We start from the raw sequence: 26897 nt of genomic DNA, 5'->3' as shown, positions 1-26897 counted from the left end.
CATTTTTCAGTGATCAATTGTTAATGATTAGGTGTCACCAATTACTAGCGGAACGTGAACGCATAAAAAAAACATCTCGTTAGTCTTGGGGGAGAGGTTTAGAGATGCTTTTCAGGGGGGAATCAAAATATTTTCAAGGAATTTGATAGCAATATGATAATAGAAATTGATATAATTAACTTTTTTAGTTGAAATGCACTTTTTAATAGACGAATAGCATATATGTTTCTTTTAGCTGTTAAATTGGTCTTTACGATAAACGATTTATAGACTGATCTACCGAGGAAAATTAACAAGTTTTAATAGGATTACTTCTTCAAAACGTCTCCCTAGCTTCGTAAAACTCCCTGATTTCGTGGATAGCCTTCCGAGTGAGTAATAACAATGATCAATTATCAGTTTTCAATTATCAGTTGTCAGTTTTCAATTATCAGTTTTCAATTATCAGTTATCAGTTATCAGTTTTCAATTATCAGTTTTTAATTATCAGTTATCAGTTATCAGTTACCAGTTTTTAGTATTTAAGTAGTTAATTTTTCAAACCGTCATTACGAGGAGTGTATACGACCTAATTTACCCACCATAATTGTTTAAGGTAAATTCCAATCGGTATAAAACACAAACATGACTGCAAGGAAATGATTGGATAATTTTACCTAAGAACCGGCATAACCTTCTTATAGAGGGTTAGAATTAATAAATTGCTTCATGTCATTCGCAACGATATAGAGTATTAATTGTGAATTATCAATTATAGTTATACAATGAGTAATGTTAAAAAGAAGCCATGTTGTAGAGTACAATGTAGTTAATGATGAATGAATCATATAGGGTTGTAAATTGCTGTCATAAGGGGTAAGTTGTAGCCCATATTGAATGTAAAATTTAAATAAATATGTTTATAATTACCGAAAAAGGGTAAACTATTTAATCAAATAGATTTTTTTTTGAACTGAATTTTAAGCTAGTCTCCGATAAAAGGGGGGTATGATATTTCACATTCCCACAAGAGCAAAGTTGGCTAAAGTTAATTGACAGCAGTCAATTAACTGACAGGTAATTAGTTAATTTTCATTGAGATAGATGGCTGATTGTGTCGTTTTTTTCAAAGAGCAGAAATAATGTTAAAGTTTACTAAAAACAAAATATATGTTGTACTTTCGTTATGTATACTTTTGGTTGCTAAGGGTTTATGGATTTGATTGCTAGAGGATAGATATATTTAGAAGATGATAGGCTAAGATTACTGCAGATAGTTTTAAGATCGCTTTTAAATAATGAAGTTGAAATTGGATATAGATAAATTGCTTAGGTATAAATAAAAAAGTATTTTGAAATTTTACAGACTATTGGCGTTGCCATGGTTCTGCTGGGGGGCATCTTATTAAAAAGATTTAATACAAGGGATATATAAATTCCTTGGGTATAATTGCTAAAAAACAAATAGAAAGTATTTTGAAATTTCACAGACGATTAGCAGTATTGCTATGGTTCTGTCGTGGGGTTCTTTTAAAAAGAGTTGCTGGAGGAATTGAACAAATTGCTTAGATATAAATAACAGAGTATTTTGAAATTTTACAGATTGTTAGCGTTGCCGCTATGGTTCTGTTGTGGGATTCTTTTAAAAAGAGTTGCTGGAGGAATTGAATAAATTGCTTGATTACAAATTGCTTAAATATAAATAAAAACCACATTATGAATTTTTATCGAACGAGTAGAATTATGAAGGTTCTATCGGTATACATTGCATTAAGTTTGATTTTTCCACAAACTTTCTTTAGTTCAGTTTATGCAATGACCGGAGGCCCGTCACAACCTGAGTTTAATTCCTTTACCCCTATTGGCACTACAGATATGGTTGATTTAACCTCTGGAGACTTCAAATATAATATTCCTATTATGGATGTTGGAGGCTATCCGCTAAATCTTGCGTATACCTCAGGAGTGAATATGGACCAAGAAGCATCTTGGGTAGGTTTAGGGTGGAACTTGAACGTAGGTAACATAAAGAGGAGCGTTCGGGGCTTACCTGATGATTTTGATGGGAGCCAAGAAAATGGCGATAAGATGGTGTATGAAAATAATTTTAAACCAAATAAAACTTTTGGTGGGCACTTTAATGTAGGACCATCTTTTTTTGGAAAGGGTGAAATTGGCGGTCCAAGTATTGGGTTAGGAATACAGTATAATAACTACAGTGGATTTTCGGCAACACCTTCTATAGGAATGTCTTTTAAACTGGGTTCTAAGGTTCGTTTAGGGATGGATGTCTCGGGCTCTGTCACCGACGGTCCAACAGTATCTCCTTCAGTTTCTATTTCCAAAAAAGTAGGAAAGGAAGAAGATATTAGTGTAGGTGGAAGTATAGGGCTTTCTATAAATTCCAGAAAGGCTTTGACTTCACTTAACTTGAGTGGGAGTGTTGGAAGGACTAATAATAAAGGAAAGTTAACATATAAAGGTGGTTCAATAGGAACCAGTATCCCTTTAAATGACCATATGCTATTTACCCCAACCAAAAGAGTGAGAACGACCACAGCACATTCAACCTATAGTGCAGCTATTGGACCCAAAGCATTTGGTATTAGAGGAGAGTTGAAAGTTACGGGCTTTGGTTCGGTTCAAGAAATTCATGATTCTGAGAAAAACAAATCAGTTGCAGCTTTCGGCTATGAGCATACAGATAAAAATGAAAAACCCAATAGCAACGGTATATTGGATTTTGTACGAGAGAAAGACCGAAATTTTAGCAAACATACCACGGTGCTGCCCATAACCAATTACACCTATGATAACTATATAGTTAATGGACAGGGGGTTTCAGGTAGTTTTAGGCCTTACAGAGGTCAAGTAGGTTTTGTTAACGATACTCAAGTTATTGATTCAGGAGATGGATACAGTTTTGGAGCGGAAGCACAAGGAGGATGGGTTTTTGCTTTTGGTATTGATTATAAAGAATCAAGTTCTTATTCAAGGTCAGGAATTTGGGATAAAGCCAGAAGAAACTACGCCATCGATAAGTTTAAAAATGTAGACCACCCCAACCCATTGTATGAAAATGTTTTTTTTAAAGATGATGGTGATATGAACGTTGATAGTGAGCAACAGGGTACAGGTATGTATGCTTACAATAGCTTAGGGGCAGAGGAACCCATAAGATTTGTTATTTCAGGAGAGAGTAAAAAAAGAAGTTTAAGTAGTACATATAAAATAAAAGATACTACCTCAAATAGTACCTCAAATATATTTAATGGTACACTCAATGCTGATATATTGAAACCAATAAGAGGATCGAAGATTAGAAATAAGAGATTGTTGAGAAATCAGGTTATTCAAAAGGTTACCAAAGACGAAGCTCAAAAATATGGCAGCGGTTTTTTTACATCAAATGTCAATGCAAAAAGTCACCATACAGCAGGTTTTAATATTATAAAACCAGACGGAAGCCGCTATGTTTATGGTTATCCGGCGTATAATATCACTAAAAAGGAAGTAACTTTTGCCGTTTCAGGAAGGTCAAATAAAGTAGATTGTGATACAGGTTTAGTTACTTATGATTCTGGTGATAATAGTGTTACAAATGATAAAGGAGTTGATAATTATTTCAACCGAACTACCACACCAGCACATGCACATTCGTATTTAATTACTTCTGTTTTGTCTGCTGATTATGAAGATGTCAAGGGAGATGGGCCAACAGATGATGATTTTGGGGCGTACACGAAATTTAACTATACGACACCTTATAATTATAAGTGGAGAGTGCCATTTAAAAAAGATAAAGCTACTTTAAATAGAGGGCTATACTCACATATCAATGATCAAAAAGGGAATTATATATACGGTGAACGTCAACAGATTTATATAAAAACGATAGAAACGAAAACACATATAGCGGTTTTTGGTTTATCAGATAGAAAAGATGGTTTAGGAGTTAAAGATGAAAATGGCGGTAGAGATACCAATGCAACTACACAGAGGATAGATAAAATTTCATTATACTCCAAAAAGGAGTATGAAGAGCAAAAGGAAGCAGCGATTCCTATTAAAGTAGCTCATTTTGAGTATGATTATTCGTTGTGTAGAGATATTCCGAATAATATTAGAATCAGTACACCCGGAGAGCTCAATCAAGGAGGGAAGTTGACCCTAAAAAAAATCCACTTTACCTATAGAGATTCAAACATGGGTGCCTATATGCCTTATAAGTTTAAGTATGGTCAGATAGATACTGATAATGATGGAGTTTTTGATGAGATTATAAACCCATCATACCACATAAAAGGATATGATATTTGGGGAAATTATAAGGAAAATAAAGGAGATGGATGTAATGTAGATGCAATACCATCAAATTCGGAATTTCCTTATACAGAGCAAACAGATCAGTTGACCGCAGATAAAAACATCACGGCATGGTCATTAACCTCAGTTGAACTACCATCAGGAGGTGATTTGAACTTACATTATGAGTCAGATGATTACCAATTTGTACAAGACAAAAAGGTGATGCAGCTTTATCAGGTAGTGGGCGCTGGTGAAACAAGTGATCCTTCGAGCGATGAAATACACAATATACGTTTGTACAGTCCTAATTTTGATAACAAATACTTGTATGTAAAAATACCAGAACTTTATAAAAACAAGGAGGCTCATTATTTTAGTGAAGGTCTGGAAGGAGAGCCTATTTTCTTTAAGTTTTTACTCAATATGACGAATAAGCATCATTATCAGTACGACTATGTAAGTGGATATTTACATCTTGATGGAGAGGTAGAAAAATTTACAGAGGGTAATGATGAGTTTTTAAGTATTCCAATGAAATTATTACCACTTGATAAAGAAGGAAATCGATTGATAAATCCGATTTCAAAAGCAGGGATGTATTTTGGTCGTACCAACATGAATCGTATAGTATATCATGACGATGGTCAATATGCGTCTGGTGCTCGTTTTATAGATGTTATAAAAGAAATAGTAGCGTCAATTGGTACGTATGCAGATATCGGAAAAGGCCCTAATAAGGTGCTTCGGGAGAAGAGTTGCGCTGATAGATTTAAACCTAATAAATCATGGATTCGTTTATATAACCCAATACAAAAAAAATATGGTGGAGGCTTACGAGTAAAGAAGTTACAAATGACGGATAATTGGGATGTCATGACAGGTAAGCAAGATAACCCTCTCTATAAAAAGAACTATGGTCAAGAATACTATTATCAAAATATAGATAGCACTAGTAGTGGGGTAGCAACCTTTGAGCCTAATGGAAGTAGAGAAAATCCGTTTGTTATTCCTATGTATGATAGAGAAACCTCAGGAGCAGACGCTGTAATAGCCCCGATGGAATCGAATTATGTAGAAAAGCCGATAGGAGAGTCGTTTTTTCCAGCGCCCACGGTAACCTATGGCAGAGTTCTCGTTAAAAATTTAGCGCATGAAAACATTGGTAAACATGCAACCGGAAGGGTAGAGCATAAATTTTATACGTCAAAAGATTTTCCTACCAAAACGGATTATACCGCATTAACACCTGAAAAAGCAGTGTGGGTTGATGAACCAGGGGTTATAAGTAATTTTTTTAATTTCAGTGTTAAATACCACATAACGGCGTCACAAGGCTTTGTTGTAGAAACCAACAACATGAACGGGAAGCCTAAAGAGCAATGGGTCTATACAGAAAACGGAATTTCACCTATTTCTGGTGTAAAATACCAATACGATTTAAACGACGATGGTTCATTGAATAATATTCAAAAAACCATTAATAATAGCGGAGAAATTTACGATGCCTCTATCGGGGTAACCTTCGATGTGGTGAATGATTTTAGAGATAATTATAGTAGACAGGTAACACAGGGTGTAAACACCAATGTTGCAGGGTTTTTTGCTGGTTTTTGGCCAGCTTTGGTTCCTCTTCCTTTACCAGACTTCGAAAGACACGAGAATGTTTTTCGCTCGGCGGTAACCACAAAAGTAATTAAGAAAAAGGGTATTTTAAAAAAGAAAATAGCCTACGATTTAGGCGCGCAGGTGTCAACTGAAAACTTAGCATGGGATGCTGAGTCAGGGGAAGTCTTAGTGACCCAAACAAAAAATGCATATGGCGATCAGTATTACAATATGAATTATCCGGCATATTGGAAGAATGATGGAATGGCATCAGCATCTAGAAACCTTGGGGTTTCAGGTAAACTGACTGTTGGTGAAACAGAGGGGGATTTCGTAATAGCTGATTCACAATTGGTAAATTCTTTACAGATTGGCGATGAGCTAAATGCTATGGTAAGAGGGACACTAGAAATTAATTTTATTTTATTAGAAACAATTCTCATACCATTTGTTAACTATCAAAAACTTTGGGTGGTGGGTAAAACAGGAAATAGAGTTGTGTTAATGAATAGGTATGGTAGAATATTCAATGAATGCCAGGATTCAGAAGGGTCAAAAAAATATGTTAATTATATCGATTTTAAAGTTAGTCGCTCTGCACACCGTAACCTACAGTCTGCATCAATGGCGAGCATTACAACAAAAATAAACCCGATTGTTAATACTGATAATAGCTATAGAGATAAGATCCCTTCTTTTGAGGCGATCAATCCACAAGAATCAAAAATTATAAATGCGAGTGCCGTAGAATACAGTGATTTCTGGAAACCCGTAAATCAAAATGGCAATAAGTATTTTGTAACCGATGGAAGTGTTTATAAAAATCAAAGTACAGGTGAACTCGATGAAACTAAATTACTTGATTTATATAAAGACTACAGTATAAATCCGTATGTATATAATATTAGAGGAAGTTGGAAAGCTAAAAAATCGTGGGCCTATTTAACGGGTAGGTATCATTCGCAGGATGTCAATACGAGAAATGATGGGTATTTTACAAGTTTTACCCCATTTTACAAATATGACAACGGATGGGAAATTAACGAGCAGGCAATTAGTGTGTTGTCTGAGACGAAATGGACCTTTGCCAGTGAAGTTACGCAGTATGCTCCTCAAGGAGTTGAATTAGAGAATAAAGATGCGTTGAATAGGTATTCTTCTGCACAATATGGATATGTATATACTTTACCTACGTCGGTAGCCTCAAATACCCAGTATAAGGAATTAGGGTTTGATGGTTTTGAAGACTATGAGAACCTTGCTGTTTCGGAAGCGACTTCCGTTGAGCACTTTAGCTTTACAGATGCCTACGATAAGGATAAAGCGGCAGTCATTGCTACCAATGAATCACACACAGGAAGAAAAAGTATTGAAGTAGGTCCTGAAAAATCCGTTAGCCTGATTAAAAAACTAAACGATGTAAACCCTGAAAAGGTGGAATATTGTGTGAAGGAGGAACCTGAACCTGAACCTGAACCAGTGGAAGGTACAGGCGGTTTTGAAGAATGTTGCAATAAGGAAGGTTGGCTTCAGTCGAGACCTGGAATAATTGAAATAGAAAAAGGGCTTCCTAATCAGTCTCTTACCTATAGGATTAACATAACAACGGATAGAAGAAATGGTGATGGAAACCTTTGTTTTTTCATTGGTGAAGAGGCGAGGTATAATGATTATGTTGCGGCACGGAAGGAAGAAGATGGAACGATTAGTCAATCGCCAGAAAATGGAATTGAAGGGCAATTTACTTTAGATGAAAATGGAAATGCTCCTCCGATTAATGTTAAGCTTTGTATGAGACCATGTTCGGGTAGGGTATCTCGTTCAATTCGTGCCGAGGTGACTATTTTAAAAAATGGTATTGAGATAAGTAGAACTGGCGTTTCAGTATATGATGTAGATGACTGCGTGGGTAAACCTGTTTCTACGGCTCCCATAATAGTTGGTGGGGGTACTGGAATTGTATCAAACAATTGTGGTTTGACAAATGATGGAAGAGTTTTTAAATTTAAAGTTACAGGATTGCCAGGAGAACAAGTTCCTTTTAAGGTTTATGGGAATAGCAATGCCCTAGAAGGAGATGAAAATATAGGTGTAACCCTTTTAATTAAACACTCTAATAGCCAAGAATTATACAATGTGAATGGATCTCTAAGTCCATCAATAACGGATGTTGTAACATTGAATTCGAAAGGATTTTCGGAAGTTTTATTTGAAATATGTCCTCAGCCATGTATTCGTGACATTGTAAAAATTAGAACCAATTTGACTTTTAAATTGACTAAGAATAATTCTGATAATGGGCGTCGAACGATTCAAACCGAATTTGATTGTGCGCACAGATAAAAGGAATAATTAAACATTGATATTCTAACAAGTGAGAAGAATAATGAAACAGTTGAAAAATTTTGAAATGAAAAACAACATACAACAATACATAGTTATCTGTTTTCTTTTACTTGGCTATACTCAGGTAATAGGACAAGATGCGCCATCATTGCCTTGTAAACATGCTTTGGTGGATCAGGTGAATACAATGGAAGTAGGTGATCATTATGCAGTAATTCACTGGTATGATACAGACATAGCGGAACAAGAATATGTGGTAAAAGTAGGGAAACAAGGATTTAGCCCTACTAATAGAAGTCAGGTAGTTTACGAAGCACAAACTAAAACAGCTATTGTTTTTGCGGGTGGTTTGAAAGCCAATACGACTTATGAAGTATATGTTAAACTTCGTTGTCAAGAAGATCGATTTTATAAAAAACTATCTTTTACAACTGCCATGGGCAAACCCCAGCGTCGATCTTTGGTCACTGCGCGCGCACCACAGGAAGAAATAGATGCTTTGTGGGACTTGTACAATAGTACCAATGGCTCGCAATGGAAAAATACACTAGCAAATAATAAGCCCTGGTCTCTTGATACCCCAGTATCGGAGTGGTACGGGGTTACAGTGGATACCGAAGGGAAGGTAATTAGATTAATTTTAACAAATAATGATTTGGCAGGCACCATTCCTGAATCTTTGGGTGATCTTACTAGATTACAATATATCAGTTTACAAAATAATCAATTAACAAGCAGTATCCCTCTTTCCTTCGGAAACCTTACCAACTTAAGACATTTATATTTATATAATAATCAATTCACAGGCAGTATTCCTAGTTTTTTAGGAAACCTTACCAATTTAACAAGTTTATTATTACATGGTAATCAATTCACAGGCAGTATCCCTAGCTTTTTAGGAAATCTTACCAATTTAAAATATTTAGATTTAAATAATAATCAATTTACAGGCAGTATCCCTGCTTCCTTAGGAAACCTTACCAACTTAACAAGTTTATATTTATATTCTAATCAATTCACAAGTATTCCTAGTTCTTTAGGAAACCTTACCAATTTAACAAATTTATTATTACATGGTAATCAATTCACAGGCAGTATCCCTAGCTCTTTAGGAAACCTTACCAACTTAGGACATTTATATTTATATAATAATCAATTCACAGGCATTATTCCTGCTTCCTTCGGAAACCTTACCAACTTAAGAACTTTATATTTATATAATAATCAATTAACAGGAGATATCCCTGCTTCCTTAGGAAATCTTATCAATTTAAATACTTTGCATTTATATAATAATCAATTAACAGGAGATATCCCTGACTCTTTCGGTAGCCTTATCAATTTAATAAGTTTAAGGATGCAAAACAATCAATTAACAGGAGATATCCCTGCTTCCTTAGGAAATCTTATCAAGTTAACAGATATATATTTATATAATAATCAACTCTCAGGCAGTATCCCTAGTTCTTTAGGAAACCTTACCAATTTAAGGAATTTACTTTTAGCTGGCAATCAATTATCGGGTCGTATTCCTTCTGAGCTGGTATCTTTAACCGATCAAAACTTGAATTATTTTTCGATCCAAAACAATGCTTTTGTGTTCAAAGATTTTGAACAAGAGTTCAACACATATCAGTCGAATATTATTAGTACTTTTTCGTATGCTCCGCAAGCTAAGGTAGATACTCAAGAAAATATAACCGTTGCTTCGGGAGGGTCAGTAACACTCACTAGTCTTATTTTAACCAGTCCCAACAATACTTATCAGTGGAATAAAGATGGAGTTCCGGTTCCGGGAGCAATCAATAAGGATTTGGTCTTGGAAAATGTCACGGATGATGCGGCGGGTGTATATGTTTTAAAAGCAAAAAATACAACATTCCCTGAAAGCCCTGAATTTATTATTGAAAGAGAGCCAATTACTCTTGAGGTAACTGAAGCATTATGTGGTGTGTCAGTTGCAGAGAAGAATGCTTTATGGGATTTGTATACGGCCAGTAATGGGGTAGATTGGAAGAACACCCTAGCAGGCAATAAATCTTGGAATCTTGATGCGCCAGTATGTGATTGGTACGGGGTTACAGTGGATGCCGAAGGGAAGGTAATTGAATTAGATTTAGCAAATAATGACCTAGCAGGTACCATTCCTGAATCTTTAGGCAATCTTACCAATTTAACAGTTTTGAGTTTGGCTAATAACCAATTCACGGGCAGCATCCCTGCTTCCTTTGGAAATCTTACCAATTTAACAGGTTTATATTTATACAATAATCAATTGACAGATGGTATTCCTAGCTCTTTAGATAACCTTACCAAGTTAACATATTTATATTTACACACTAATCAACTCTCAGGTGACATTCCTAGTTTTTTAGGAGAACTCTCCAGTTTAAGAAACTTATCATTGAGAGCCAATCAATTTTCAGGTAGTATCCCCTCTTCCTTAGGAAATCTCACTAATTTAAGTAAATTATTGTTATCTAGCAATCAACTCTCAGGCAGTATCCCTAGTTCATTAGGGAACCTTATTAACTTAGTATCTTTAGAGTTGTATCAAAATCAACTCTCAGGTAGTATTCCTAGTTCTTTAGGAGAGCTTACTAATTTACGAGACTTAAAGTTGTACTATAATCAATTAACAGGCAGTATTCCCAGTTCTTTAGGGGGTCTCACAAATTTAACACTTTTATATTTATATAATAATCAATTAACAGGCAGTATCCCTAGTTCTTTAGGTAATCTTACCAATTTAACACATTTCTATTTACAGAGTAACCAATTAACAGGCCCTATTCCTTCTGAGTTGGCATCTTTAGCCGATCAAAACTTGAATTATTTTTCAATCCAACATAATAATTTTGTATTCAAAGATTTTGAACAAGAGTTTGACACATATCAGTCGAATTTTGATGCTTTTAGGTATGTTCCACAAGCCAAGGTAGATACTCAAGAAAATATAGTTGTTGCGTCGGGAGGATCAGTAACACTCACTAGTTTTGTTTTAACCAGCGCCAACAATACATATCAGTGGTATAAAGACAGAGTTCCGATTCCGGGAGCAATCAATAAGGATTTGGTCTTGGAAAATATCACAGATGATGCGGCGGGTGTATATACTTTACAAGCAAAAAACACAGCATTCCCTGAAAGCCCTCAATTTATTATTGAAAGAGAGCCAATTACTCTTGAGGTAACTGAAGCATTATGTGGTGTGTCAGTTGCAGAGAAGAATGCTTTATGGGATTTGTATACAGCCAGTAATGGGGTACATTGGAAGAACACCCTAGCAGGCAATAAATCTTGGAGTCTTGATGCGCCAGTATGTGATTGGTACGGGGTTACAGTGGATGCCGAAGGGAAGGTAATTGAATTACATTTAACAAATAATGGTCTGACAGGCACCATTCCTGAATCTTTGGGCGATCTTATCAATTTAACAGATTTATCATTGTATGGTAATCAATTAACAGGCAGTATTCCTGAGTCTTTGGGGGGGCTTACCAATCTAACAAAGTTACATTTTTATAATAATAAGCTGTCAGGCAGTATTCCTAATTCTTTCGGCAACCTTACCAATGTAAAAGCTTTAATATTGGGAGAGAACCAACTCTCAGGTAGTATCCCTAGCTCATTAGGAAACCTTAGTAAATTAGAGTCTTTAATATTGTCTGGTAACCAATTAACAGGCAGTATTCCTGAATCTTTGGGGAGCTTTACCAATTTAAAAAGCTTATCATTACACGGTAATCAATTAACAGGCAATATCCCCGCTTCCTTAGGAAACCTTACCAATTTAACGGATTTAAATTTGTACGGTAATCAACTTTCAGGTAGTATTCCTGATTCATTTGGGAATCTTGACCGTTTAAGTATCTTGAATTTAGGGAGTAATCTACTTTCAGGTAGTATCCCTAGTTCTTTAGGGAACCTTACGAATTTAAAAAATTTACTTTTAAATAACAATCAATTATCGGGACGTATTCCTTCTGAGCTGGCATCTTTAGCCGAGCATAACTTGAGTAGTTTTAGGATCGAAAACAATGCTTTTGTATTCAAAGATTTTGAACAAGAATTCGATAGGTATACATCAAATTTAGATGTTTTTAATTATGTGCCGCAAGCCAAGGTAGATACTCAAGAAAATATAACCGTTACCTCGGGAGGGTCAGTAACACTGACTAGTCTTGATTTAACCAGTCCAAACAATACTTATCAATGGTATAAAGACGGAGTAGCCATTCCGGGAGCAATCAATAAGGATTTGGTCTTGGAAAATGTCACGGATGATGCGGCGGATGTATATGTTTTAAAAGCAAAAAACACAACATTTCCTGAAAGCCCTGAATTTATTATTGAAAGAGAGCCAATTACTCTTGAGGTAACTGAAGCATTATGTGGTGTGTCAGTTGCAGAGAAGAATGCTTTATGGGATTTGTATACGTCTAGCAATGGCTCGCAATGGAAAAACACCCTAGCAGGCAATAAATCTTGGAGTCTTGATACGCCAGTATGTGATTGGTACGGGGTTACAGTGGATACCGAAGGGAAGGTAATTGAATTAGATTTAGCAAATAATCGTCTGGCAGGCACTATTCCTGAATCTTTGGGCGATCTTATCAATTTAACAGATTTATTATTGCATGATAATCGATTAACAGGTAGTATTCCTGGGTCTTTGGGGGAACTCACCAAGTTATCTAATTTATTGTTGTATGCTAACCAACTTTCAGGTAGTATTCCTGTTTCCTTAGGAAACCTTACCAACTTAGCAGCTTTATATTTATATAATAATCAATTAACAGGCGATATCCCTAGCTCTTTAGGAAACCTTACCAATTTAATAGGTTTGAGTATGCAAAACAATCAGCTCTCAGGCAGTATCCCTGCTTCCTTCAGGAATCTGATCCATTTACGCACCTTAAATTTAAGAAACAATAAACTATCAGGCGGTATACCTGATTTCTTTGGAAATTTTATCAAGTTAACGGATTTATATTTATACGACAATCAATTCACAGGCAGTATCCCTAGCTCTTTAGGAAACCTTATCAATTTAAAATATTTAGTTTTAAATAACAATCAATTATCGGGACGTATTCCTTCTGAGCTGGTATCTTTAGCTGAGCAAAACTTGAATTATTTTTCAATCCAACATAATAATTTTGTATTCAAAGATTTTGAACAAGAGTTCGATAGGTATACATCAAATTTAGATGTTTTTAATTATGTGCCGCAAGCCAAGGTAGATATAGTTTCAAATAAGCGTGTTCAATTAGGAAAATCGATAACATTTACCAGTAATGTTTTAACCAGCTCTAACAATACATATCAGTGGTATAAAGACGGTGTTGCTATTTTAGGAGCGACAGATAAAGTTTTAGTGTTGAGTGATGTATCTCGTTCTGAAGCAGGTGTTTATCATTTTTTTGCTACCAATACTGTTGTTGATGGTTTAACCCTAACACGTAATTCTATTACGCTTGAAGTTGTTGATGATCCTGTGATTGATCCAGTTTCAATAGAAGCAGTAGAGAGCACCAAAGGAGGGTCTTTCCGTCCCTTATACGAGAAAAAATATATGGTTAGTGGTTGGGTAAAAGAGAATGCATCAGATGGTTTACGATCACCGACGTATACTAACTCTGCAATTCGGCTTTATACAGTTGCCCTAGAATCAGGAAGCTTATCCGAGCCTATTCATATAGGAGATTTTTATCCACAAGGAAATATCATTGATGGTTGGCAGCGAATAGAAGGAGTTTTTACCATTGCAAGTTATGAAAATAGTGATGAGACAGCGGTTAATAATTTGGTAATAGAATTAAAAAATACCTCACCAGCAATTACGAGTTATTTCGACGACATTAGAATTTATCCATTCAATGGGAGCATGAAGAGTTTTGTGTATGATAATCAGACGAAAAAATTGATGGCAGAATTAGACGAGAATAACTATGCTACCTATTATGAGTATGATAAAGAAGGGGGTTTGGTTCGGGTAAAAAAAGAAACAGTAAAAGGAATTTTCACTATTCAAGAAACCAGATCAAGTAATGCGAAGGACTAAACATAAAATTAAAATAAGCACTGGTTTACTAACAACGGTTGTTGTTTTGTTGGTAACCATGGGTGTAAGCTCTCAGAATTCAAAGGCGCTTGATATTATGCATACCTATGCAGAGCGTTTAAAGAAGAATCAAGAGTATCAGGTTGATATTACCTATAAAATATATAAAGGACTTGAATCTAAAGAGGCTCACGAGACTATGTCAGGAGTTCTTTATAAGAAACAAGGGAATACGTATAGTAAAATAGGGGAATCAGAAATTGTAAGTACCTCTTCGAAGTATTTGAAGATCAATCATAAAGAAAAGGCGATGTTAATCACGGATTCAGTACAGCAATTAAATCAATTCGATATTGATTTGACTGAGCTATACAAATATGTTGATGTAAAGATTTTGGAAGAAACCGACAGGTATTTTAAGTTAGAATTCACGCCCAAAGGAGCAATTACGCAACTTCCATTTAGTTCATTAATCATTAGCATGAATCGAGATTCATATTTAATAACAAGACAGACGTTTCATTATTATTCAAACATAAACTTTTCGAAAGATTACAGAAATCCAGATCTATCAAAATTTAAACTTGAAGTAAGTTATAACAATTATAAAACACGCGGTTTTACAGTGTCTAATAAAGTTTTTAACATCAATAGATACGTAAGAGAATCAAAAGAAGAAATAATTGTTTCTCCCCAATACAAGGGTTACGAGTTAGTTAACATGTAAAAAAAATACTATGACAAAAATAAATAAATTAAAACTACTGTATTTTCTACCCTTATTTTTAATTGGAGTAGAACTGTTTTCACAAGAACTAGTTGAAAAAGATAAATTATACACCAGTGTTTCACCGTACCTAACTAGTAGCAATTCTAGAGTTGTTTCATTTGTTACCTATGTTGAAATAGGCATTTTAAACAACCAAGCACCGTATGAAGAGATTACTACTACGGTAGCCCTAGAGGTAAACAAGCTCAATGAATTCGGCGTAGAAGTACCCGGTTCAGGATCTTATACAAAAACTTTAGAGGTCACCAATAATCAAGTAGATATAGGAGCGTCTTATATAGATAAGGTTGTTCATAAAATAGCATCATTCGGTGCAGCGGTTACCGTTACAGATATAAGTTATGATAGCAATGGAGACATCACCACGGGTAATCCCGGTAATGTTTACATCAAGGTTTGGTCGGTAAATGATGTTATTGATCCGATACCTCAGAGTCCAAATTACTCGTTAGAAGTATCCAAAATAGAGAATGATACAAGCATACGGTTTAACTGGTTGCCAGTAACAGGGGCAGAAGAATACCATTTAGAATGGACATGGGTTGACAATTACAAGGAAGATGTTTCGTCGGATGGAGTAATAGAGAAAGAAGATCTTCCATTTACCGAGAGAGAATTTGCCCATAATAACACCCGTATTCAAACTTCTGATACGAGTTATACAATACCGAATATTTATGATTCAGGATATGTATTGGCTCGAGTAAGGGCAGTGGGTCGTTTTTTAGAGAAACCAGAAGTTACGTATACCGGAAAATGGAGCCATCATGATATAGTAAAAGAAAAAGTAGCTGATTGGCCAAACACGGTAGTTGCTTCACATGAAGAATCGAAAAAGAATTGGCAATTACAAATGTCATTTGCAGAAGAGGGGAAGAAAAAAGAAGTTGTGAGTTATTTTGACGGAACACTAAGAAACCGTCAAACCGTTACAAAGATAAATAGTAGCGATAAAGCTATCATAGGAGAGGTTATTTATGATTTCCAAGGGCGTCCGGCAGTAGAGATTTTACCAGTACCTACCGATAATACGATTGTTAAATTTTATGATGATTTTAATTTAAATGCAGCAGACGCAATTTATACCTATCGTGATTTTGATTTAGATGGAGGTAATTGTGATTCTCAGTTATCACCGATGTCAACAGCCATTGGTGCAGGGAAGTATTATTCAGCCAATGTAGAAGAGAATCAGGATAAAAACTGGCAAAACTTAGTAGCAACGGCCAAGGGATATCCTTTTTCACAAATAGAATATACCCCAGATAATACGGGAAGAATACGAAGAAAAGGAGGAGTTGGATACCGACATCAATTAGATACTGGTCATGAGATGAAGTATTTTTATGAAACTCCTAACAGCAGGGAAGAATTAACGCGTTTATTTGGAGAAATCAATGTTGGTGATGTAAAGCATTATAAAAAAAATAGTGTAATAGACCCCAATAAACAAGTTAGCGTAAGTTATATTGATGCTCAAGGACGTACAATAGCCACAGCACTAAGAGGGGCTTCCCCATCATCATTAACCCCATTAAAAGATGAAGTTGATGCCGAGGGAGAGCTACATAATAGTTTAACAACAGATATTTTAAATAACCGATGGTCGAGTACTTATAGTCCAGCCAATTTAGATGATACACTACTGTCAACCAGAGAAATAATAGCAGTTGAAGATAACAGTGTTTTTACCTTTGACTATAGTTTTACCAAGGAAAAAGATTATGTAATCGATTGTGGAGCTGAGGATTCTAGTACCTATAAGTTTGTGTACAATTTAAATTTTTCAGTATTAGATGAGTGTGGTGTTGAATATGTAGATGGAGGTGAAGACACATTAACAGAGCCAGGGTTTGTTAGGCAATATTCAGTAAACGACTTAAAGATAGGGAGTTATTCGGTAACTAAGAGTTTAAAGGTTAATAAAGACTCATTAAACTATTTTGCCGATCAATATATCGGAAAGCTACAAGACACAACGAGTACTTGTTATGTAGATCCGAATGCCTTTGCACCTAATATTTCGATAAAAGGTTGTTTAGACATCTGTCAACAGTGCATATTTGATTATGGGGTTAAAATGACAATTTTTCATAAAGATTCAAACGATCATTTTGTTGCCTATCCGGTAGATTCATATGACCATTATATAGCTGCTCAAAATGAGTTTGTATTAGGTGAGCTAGAAGATTTGTATCCTGATGATATTATTAGTTATCAAGACGGTGAGTTGAAGTGGGATAATTTAAGTTTAAATGTTTTCGGCCTTAAACAGAATGAGTTATGGATCATAGAAGACTTTAATCAGAACATTACCTATGAGTATACACAAGAGGCTTATGATGAAGCACAACTCGAATATATTACCGAGCAGTTGCGTTTGTACTTTGACAAGGAGGGGTATGAAGATTATTTTGATTATGTAGATGGGGTTTTACAATTACCTACTGATTTACCAGAGAATCAAAAAACCTTAGCAGCCAATCTTGCAAAAACCTATAAACAAGATTTTGTTGAGGGTGTAGCCGCCTGTGAGGTGTCTTGTAATACAACAGTGATGTCATTTGATAGCTGTGATATTAACGAATCCCTTTTATTATTAGATATTAGCCCTGGGGGTCAATATGGAGCAACAGGGCCTGACCCTGATCTTGACCCTGAGCAAGATGCCTGGATACTTAGTGTGTTTAATGAGGGAGATGACAATCAATTGCCTTTACCAGGAGGTTGGCGTTCTCCTAAAATTATTGATTTTGATGAAGGATCAGCCCAATTACCAAGATTGTATTTAGATGAATATGGAGAGCCTTCTATAATTGAAGTAAATGAAAACAATGAGCCTGAGGCTATTAGTGAGGATGCCTATTTTATAAGAGATGGTAAAAAATGGGTCTATCCACATAAATTAAAACATCTATCTGATTTTCTTGGGTATTGGCAAGATTCATGGGCAAAATCATTACTGGTGTATCATCCTGAATTTCGTTACTATTTCTATGCAGCAATTACTTGTAAGTATGTTACTGAGATGAATGTTTATAATACGTCTAAGGGTAGATTTGATCCGGGGTTAAGAAAGCTAAATTCTGATGAATATGATTCATACTTAAGCCAGATAGAAACATACGAACTTGCCAAAAAAGAAGGGATAGAGTTTTTAAGTGATGACCCTCTAGCCATAAAGAAGAATGACCCTTATTTTAAATGGCGTATAAGAGATGATATAGAAGAAAAGGAAGCCATTTTTAACAAGCGAAATAATATTATGGATACTGCTTTGGAGAGTAGTTATGATGATGATAAACCAGACGATAACTATCAGGTAAATATGCTAAAAATGGCCTATATAACAGTTGTTCAAAATGGTCTTAGCAACTATGTTCCATCGGGTGGTTCTAATATAAGTTTAAGTGAAATAGAAGCATTGCCTGAATCTCAAAGAAATAAGGTATGGCAAACTTACCGTAATTTTTATATAAGTTTAAAAAAGAGAATTCAATACGTATTTATAAATAATTATGCGGCGCCTAAAGAATTATATAATGGGTGTATTGGCAATACGAATACCGAAGAAAATCCTAATGATCATGATTACCGCCAAGTTTTATGGCAGTATAGTGAATTTCTACCAAATTGGATTGAGGGGATTACTTCTTATTGTGAAGGAAGTCGTGACTTATGGGGAACCAGGGTAAAAAGATTTATTCCTATCGATAATTTATACGATTCGGGAAATCCAGAGGGCACTTTCAAAGAACATGGAGCCGAAGTTGCTTATAACCAATATGTACAAACGGGTAAATGCCCGTTAGCTCATGATTTAGAATATACTTTAGATGGTATAGTAAACGATAAAATTAGCTCAGGTACAGATCAAGTATTAGCCTTAGATGATTTTGAAGAAAGGTATCAAGGTCAGTATGTAACCAATAGTGTTTTTGAAGCACTAGGAGGCCAGCCAAGTGAAGATATTAACATATCTAGTGAGGTAAATGGATCTGTAATTTCATTGCGTATCCAAGGCAAAGAAATTTGTAAATTAAATATTACAGGTACGGGTCTTTCCTGGAATGACTACAATATCGAGGCAGCAAGTTCAGGATGGTCCATACAAAACTTCAAAAATGTTTTTTATCAAGGATATGAAGAACAACCAAATAACAGTATTGTATATAAATTTAAGGTATTAGCAAAAACAATTGAAAATCAAAATCCTAGAGATGTGGTGTTCACGGGTACGACAACCTTGGCCATTGGAGAATGTAGGTTTGTTGATGAGCATGATACGGTAGATGGTGACCCGGCTGTTGGTGATGTTATCACTGTAAAAGACGGAGGTCTTCTCAATGTTACCCCTTGTGATCGCTGTGAAAATGAAAGCGGATTAGATAATGATGAAGATGGAGTTGATAATGCCTGCGACAATTGTCCTGATAAATACAATCCAAGTCAGAATGATACCGATGGCGATGGAACAGGAAATGCCTGTGATTTAGGCAATCCATGCCCTGAAAGCCGTGATACTGATAAAGACAATGTAGGAAATGCGTGTGATAATTGCCCTAAAAGAGCCAACCCGGGTCAAGAAGATTATGATAATGATGGTGTAGGAGATGTTTGTGATAACTGTCCCAAAGTGATCAATCCTGATCAAGCCGATGATAATCATAACGGTATAGGAAATGCTTGTGAGTCACCAATACCTGATTGTATTGATAATCCAGATAATCTCTTAGAATTTGAAAGTGATTTGATAGGGGTATTTAATGAAATAATTGAATCGAATTATATAAGTATTCCTGAGGGATGGAACTATTCAGCACTTAATAATTCTTTCTCGCATAAAGATATTACGTTAAATAAATATTCCGATTTTACAAGTAAATTTCAAAATAGTTCTCATGATGAAAATTTTGATATAACTGTAAATGTTCAAAAACTTGAATCTGAACTAAATATAGTAGGTTTCTATATAGTTTCAAAGTTAGGAAATTATGAAACAGTCTATAAAATGTATTTTCAAAATTATAACAGCTTTAATTTTTTAGATATTTCTAAGATTATAAGTGTTAAAAGCTCTAAATTTTATTCATTATATGGTGCCCCAGATCATTTGAGATTTGAGATTTTATATCAAGACACTCAAGGAGATGAGCAATCCACTTATATTTTCATAAATTTTTCAAGGGATATAGAAGATAGTGAAAATAATGCTTTTAGTTTTGGGAATTTATGTGCAATTATAAACAAAGAGGGTATCGATGCCGTATACAATAATAGCCATTCTCGATATGCTCAAACTGCTCGAAGTTTATTAAATCGAGCAAATTTATTAGACGAACGAACAGTTATTAGTGAGGAGGAAACTAACCCCGATATAATTACGATCAATAATGGTTGTGATTGTATACCACAGCCTGTAGAACCGGTAAGTTGTGATACTGCGTATGCTGTTTTTAAAGACAAGTTAGAGGTACAAAAAGAAGAGCTGGTAGATCCATATGGCACTGAGACCTTACAAATAACAACCAATATAGAAGGCTATGTTTTAGGCGATGATTTTAGAGATCTTGATTTAGAGGGAAGAAACTATTTCTGTGCCATGAATTTTGGTTATATCGTAAACGATTATATCGAATACTTAGAAAAGATACTACCTCTAGATCAAGAGCACGGAAGAACAACAGAAAACAAATACTTTGTATCCTTAAATCAGTTTGGGAATACCTATTTAAATTACGGGTACGAAAAGATGTCGTCAGTAATAGCTGAATACAAAGTTTATTTAGAAGATACGTCGATTACAGAAAAAAGAAGATGGGTTAACTACGTTAATATAGAATACCGTAAAAACAACCCAGATGTATGTCCACCGAAAGCTCTAACACCAACCGGTATAGAGGTGCCTGTACCAAGACCCATTTGTGTCGACTTAGCAGAAAATCTATTAAATACCTATACCAGTGATAATTACCTAAACTATTTAGCAGAAGAAAGAGATCGTTTTATACGTACCTATACAAAACAAGCGTTAGAAGCTGCCGATGAGTCTTTACAAATGGAGTATAAAGATAAAGAATATCAATATACCTTATATTATTACGATCAGGCGGGTAATTTAGTACAAACCGTACCGCCAGAAGGAGTAGATAGAGTTGATCAAAACCATACATTTAAAACCCAGTACCGTTATAACTCACTAAATCAATTAGTGTGGCAAAATACACCTGACGGAGGAGAGACTAAATTTGCGTATGATCATTTAGGGCGTATTATAGCGTCTCAAAATGCAAAACAAGCTGCTTCTGAGACAGCAGGAGGTGCGTTTAGTTATACAGAATACGATGTTTTAGGAAGAATTGTTGAGGCAGGAGAATTAAGTCCCAATAATTTGGGAGATGGGGTTTCGTACGGCATTAATCAATTAGGGAAGCTAGAAAAAACATTACATGGTTCAACAGAACAAGTGGAGAACTTTGATAAAACAATAGTTTCTAAAAGAGAAGTAAGCAAAACTATTTACGATTATTTACCAGAGAGTGCTGAATCGCCTATCGTGCAGAGAAATCTACGTAATAGGGTAGTAGCAATTGCTCACTATGATACATATTATGAAGATCCTAATTTTTCAAATTATGAAAATGCTATTTTTTATAGCTATGATGTACATGGGAATGTAGAAAAAGTAGCGATTAAAATTAACGATAAAGCGCTTAGTAAACTGAATCAATCAGTAAAAATTACTGAGTACGATTATGATTTAATTAGTGGTAATGTGAATAAGGTAATTTACCAAAAAGATCAGAAAGATCAATTTATTCATCAATACCAATACGATGCCGACAATAGAATCGTGAGTGTTCAAACCTCGAAAGATGGTGTTATTTGGGATAATGAAGCGGCGTATACCTACTATGACCATGGTCCGTTGGCAAGAACCATAATTGGCGATAAGCAAGTACAAGGAGTTGATTATACCTATACACTACAAGGATGGTTAAAAAGCGTAAACGGAGAAACGTTACACCCTGAAAAAGATTTCGGTAAAGATGGTGCAGGTTCTAATAAAGTAGCTGAAGATGCTTATAACTATTCACTAGCGTATTATGCAGAAGATTATGAACCTCGTAAGGCAAGTATCAATGATTATTTCGAGGTAACCACCAGTAGTGAGTTAACACACAATCCAAACAACCTGTATAATGGTAACATAAAATCAATGGTTACCAACATGCAAAACCTTGAAAACACCCCTTTAGCAACGGCCTATAACCAATATCAATACGATCAGTTAAACCGTATCAAACAAATGGATGCGTATTTTGTAGAAGGGAATGCTGTTGAAAACCTTGAGAGTCTTCAAACGAAATATAGTTACGACCGCAATGGAAACTTAAAAAAGCTAAAAAGAGAAGCTTTTGGTAGTGATGGGGTACATGAGATGGATAAGTTCACCTATGAGTATGATCAAGATGCAGTTACTGGAGTTAAAAACAACCAATTAACGCTGGTAAGAGACGCGGGTAATTCAAATAACTTTAGCTCAGATATAGATGATCAAGCAGAACAATTAGAAGAATTAGGAATAACGTATGCCTCAAGTGAAAGGGATTCACATAACTATATATACGATGAAATAGGTCAGTTAATAAAAGATCAAACCGAAGGTATTGAACATATTGATTGGACGGTTAGCGGAAAGGTAAAATCAATTCGAAAAAGAGTAGACGATTATGTTCAAAACATAAGTTTTACGTACGATGGTTTAGGCAATAGATTGTCTAAAAAAGTTGAAGGATTAGGTAAGGGTAGCCCCACGGTAACTACCTATTACATGCGAGATGCTCAAGGCAATGTGTTAGCTGTTTATAAAAATACGGCTAGAGAGAGCGATGAGAAATTTACGCTAGAAGAACAGCATTTATACGGTAGCTCTCGATTAGGAATCGTTAACAATAATATTGAATTTGAAGGAGGAAAAGAAACGGTTACACGAGAAGACTATTCGAGAGAAGTAGGAAATAAGCGTTACGAGTTAAGCAATCATTTAGGAAACGTTATCAATGTAATTTCAGATCGTAAATTTGTTTCAGGCGCTCGTCGAGTTATACAGAATTACACAACGGTAACCGATGATTTTAGCGAGTTCCGTTGGGAAGGCGCCGAGGTAGAAGACGCACAGTTAGTTATAAACACAGAAGGTCAGAAAATGACAATTGGGTCATATGACTATGCCCCTGGTAATTATCGTATTAGGTTCAATGTTTCTGAACTCTCAACAGTAGAAGATGGTGAAGTTTTTATGGCACTCACATCCGATCGAGATCTTAGTAATGATGAAGGAATTAAGTACGAAACCAGTGTAAGAAATGACAAACAGCAAATAGAATTTGAGGTAACAGAAAATAAGGTATTACACCTAATTTTCTACTCACCTGATGTTGACTTTACAGGGTTAGCGAGCAATTTAGTAATTGAAAAAGTAAGTAAAATTGCAAAAGCCAGTGCTGTATACACCACTACATTTTCAAACCCTGAAGATATTTCGTTTTGGGAAGCCTCAACAAAAACCCAAAGTATCAGTATAGAAAATGAACGCTTAAAAGTGGTAACCGCCAAGCATCACAATGGTGTAACAGGATACTACCAACTTGAAGCTAATAAAGAGTATACCATAACGGTTCCTGTTGATATTAGTCAACTTACAGTACCATTAGAGTTTCGTATATGGCGACCGCGTAAAAAACCAGATTTCAGCACTATAGTAGCTGAAGATGGATTGATAAAAACCACTTTTGTACCAACCAAAACAAGTGTATATCGTTTTACATTCAGAATTAAAAAGAAAAAATATAAAGGAGAAGCACAAACCTTCTATATTAATGAAGTTGCGGTAACCAAACAAGGAAGTGAGGACCATGAAAATGAAATATACGCCACTTCATTTGATAATAATGATAAAGCCCTTTGGAAACCCACCAGTAAAAAGGAAAAAGTAGTTATAAAAAATGGGCGATTGAAAATAGATGTAGCCAAACATTCAAGAGGAGCTAAGGGGGCGTATCAATTAGAAGGAGGCAGAGACTATGCCATTAGTATTGCGGTAGATAAAACAAAATTTTCAGTACCTTTGGAATTCGGTATCTGGAAAGGAAATAGTAAAGAGTTTGGAACGTTCGTTACCGAAAGCGGAGTAGTCAGTACCATATTTACACCAAAAAGCACGGACAGCTACAGCTTTATCTTTAAATTGAGTAGCCCTGGATATAAAGGAGCAATACAAACCTTGTATATTGATGATGTTCTTATACAAGCAATAGAAGCCCCTGTAGAAGATCCAAGTTTTATTCCTGAAATTGTAGCCTATAATGACTACTATCCTTTTGGGATGCTCGTGCCTAATAGGCATGGACAGGCGGATAGTTATAGGTATGGCTTCCAGGGACAGGAGAAAGATGATGAAGTTAAAGGAGAAGGTAATAGCATCAACTACAAGTTTAGAATTCATGATCCACGTGTGGGGAGGTTCTTTGCAGAAGACCCTTTGATTGCTTCTTACCCTTGGAATAGTCCTTATGCATTTAGCGAGAATAGAGTTGTTGATGCTATTGAATTAGAAGGATTGGAGTCAAAAAAATTGAATTTCTTTGATACTATGAAAATGAGAATTGAAATAGGAATTAATAGTGTATTTGGGTTTGCTAGGTCAAGTATAAACGAGTATGAAGAAAAAGCGATGAGTACAGGAGATGATAAAGCTATTATGGAAGCTCAAAACTTTAGAGATATAAATAGTAAGAATCTTGATAAAACGATACAAGGAACGAGAATAATTGCTGCAGCAACAGGTGTTGGAGCAGTTGGTCCTTACGTAGTAGTAGGAGGTATTGTAGCAACCCCTGCAGCAATGGGATTTGCAGCTAGCGAATTGTCTATGTTAGCTAACTCAGGACCAGTTTGGGCTTCTTATTTTAGCTCAGGGTTTTTAGTTACGAATAGTTGGAAAGATGGATTAATAAATGCTGGAGCTAATATTGCAGGACAGCTAGTTACAAACGGAGGAGATATTAGAGCTGTTGATTACGCTGATCCTTTATTCAGTGGAATGTTTTCTGGTTTTGGGTCTATTTTAGGAGAATCTTTTATATCAATAAATATAGAAAAAGGGGTTAGTTTTGAGCCAGTTAATCAGGTTTTTACGAATGTAGTTACAAATACTTTAGGAGATAAAGTTTTTGGAAAGTGGAAAGGTTTTACCAAACCTGATTGGAAATTGAGTAGTTTTGAAAAAGTACTTACTGAAACTGCTTATGGAGTTACAAATGCTTCTGTTGAGGCTTTTGAAAATATTTTAGGAGATGAAATAAATGGTCTTTCTAAAGAATTAGATAAATCAATTAATGATTTTGTAAAAAAACATAGTAAAGATGATAAAAATCCATAAAAGTGGGTTTAGATAAATTTGATTTCATGAAGTTATTAAAGGAAGATATTACGTTTATCATGTTTGTGATTTTCTCACTTGTTTTAGGAGTTATAATATATGTTTATAATAATGATATAACAAATAATAAAGTTTTTACTGTAGGGAAAGTTATTAGAGTGAAGCATGTAAGGACTAGATGTTATATAGAATATAGCTATAAATTTAAATCTAATATATACAAGAATACAAGTCAGATTAATTGTGATTTCGAAGAAGAATGTTTGAAAAGTAAATATTATAAAGTAGAATTATCATCAAAAAACCCGAAAAGATCAAGGATGATTTTAAAAGAAGAGATTAAGAATAAAAATATTATAGACACTCTTTCATTATGAAAAATATAATTTATTATTTTTTGAAGTATGGTTTGTTTACTGGCTATTTCATTTACAGATATTTTACTTTTTATCGTTTTATTGGTACTATTGTGTGGTACGATATTATTATATCATTTTTCCTAGGAGTAATGGGAGATAAAATGGCTAATAGATTTATAAGCAAAGATTAATCCGCAATGGGTGGACGTATTGTGAACTCCCGCTACGGCTTCCAAGGGCAAGAGAAGGATGATGAAGTAAAAGGGGAAGGGAACTCGGTTAATTACAAGTTTAGAATGCATGACCCTAGAGTGGGGAGGTTCTTTGCGGTAGATCCTTTATCAGGGAAATACCCATATTATAGTCCGTATTCATTCAGTGGAAATAGAGTTATTGATATGATAGAGTTAGAAGGTTTGGAGCCTCAAATACCAAAATATCAGTGGTCATCAAATGAAGGTTATGATTCTTTTGGAGATTTTTATCAAAATGGTTCACATTTAGCAAAAGTACAAGGATGGTGGGTATTGAGTGATTCGGATAGTGAAGGAGTAGATAGGCATAGGTATTTTAATCCAGGTAAAGGAAAGTGGATTAGATTTGATCCGATACCACCAAGATCAACTTCAGAAGATATTAGAGCAATGGGTCGACATATTGTGAACTCTGTTGTAGATAACACTTCAACTGAATTAAAGTATACATTATCTGTAGGTAAAGGTGAAGCAGACTATTCAAGGATATTAGGTAGTGCTTCAGGTGCAAAAGCTGTAACCAGTAGTGTTAAAGTTTTAGAGCTTAATGGTATTGAAGCTCTGAAAGCATACTATAAAAGTGATGAAATTTCAGGTATATCTGATATTGGAATTCATATTTTTGATAAAGCATCAATAGTCTCAAAATCCCCCGCTCCCGCTAGTTTACAACTAGTGGCGGTTATGAGTGAGCGGTTACAATGATCAGTTTTCCCCCGCTCGCGCTCGTTTGTAACGAGTGCCG

At 35.2% G+C, this 26897-nt stretch carries 5 protein-coding genes; all 5 read left to right on the top strand.

Translation table 11 applies throughout. The features are described from left to right. The first annotated feature begins 1695 nt into the window (after positions 1-1695). The 5 genes from AC2TDS_RS02860 (at position 1696) to AC2TDS_RS02840 (ending at position 26857) form a co-directional block, all read left to right on the top strand. Positions 1696-8235: a hypothetical protein gene (locus AC2TDS_RS02860; RefSeq protein WP_484737622.1), complete on the top strand. Its 6540-nt coding sequence runs from the start codon at positions 1696-1698 to the stop codon at positions 8233-8235. Positions 8236-8302: 67 nt separating this feature from the next. Beyond that, positions 8303-14305 (top strand): leucine-rich repeat domain-containing protein, encoded by a 6003-nt coding sequence (locus tag AC2TDS_RS02855; protein ID WP_484737621.1) that lies wholly within the window; start codon positions 8303-8305, stop codon positions 14303-14305. Then, positions 14292-15032, top strand: coding sequence for a LolA3 family protein (locus AC2TDS_RS02850; protein ID WP_484737620.1), 741 nt, complete (start codon positions 14292-14294; stop codon positions 15030-15032). The genes AC2TDS_RS02855 and AC2TDS_RS02850 overlap by 14 nt, the downstream gene beginning before the upstream one ends. A gap of 10 nt (positions 15033-15042) precedes the next feature. Further along, entirely contained in the window at positions 15043-25539 is a 10497-nt protein-coding gene (locus AC2TDS_RS02845) for a DUF6443 domain-containing protein (RefSeq protein ID WP_484737619.1), read from the top strand. Between the two features lie 556 nt (positions 25540-26095). Continuing rightward, positions 26096-26857: an RHS repeat-associated core domain-containing protein gene (locus AC2TDS_RS02840; RefSeq protein ID WP_484737618.1), complete on the top strand. Its 762-nt coding sequence runs from the start codon at positions 26096-26098 to the stop codon at positions 26855-26857. The last annotated feature ends 40 nt before the right edge of the window (positions 26858-26897 follow it).

The sequence above is a fragment of the Tenacibaculum profundicola genome, assembly GCF_057220795.1.
The sequence above is the reverse complement of the archived record's forward strand: the minus strand, read 5'-3'. Positions and strand labels throughout refer to the sequence as shown.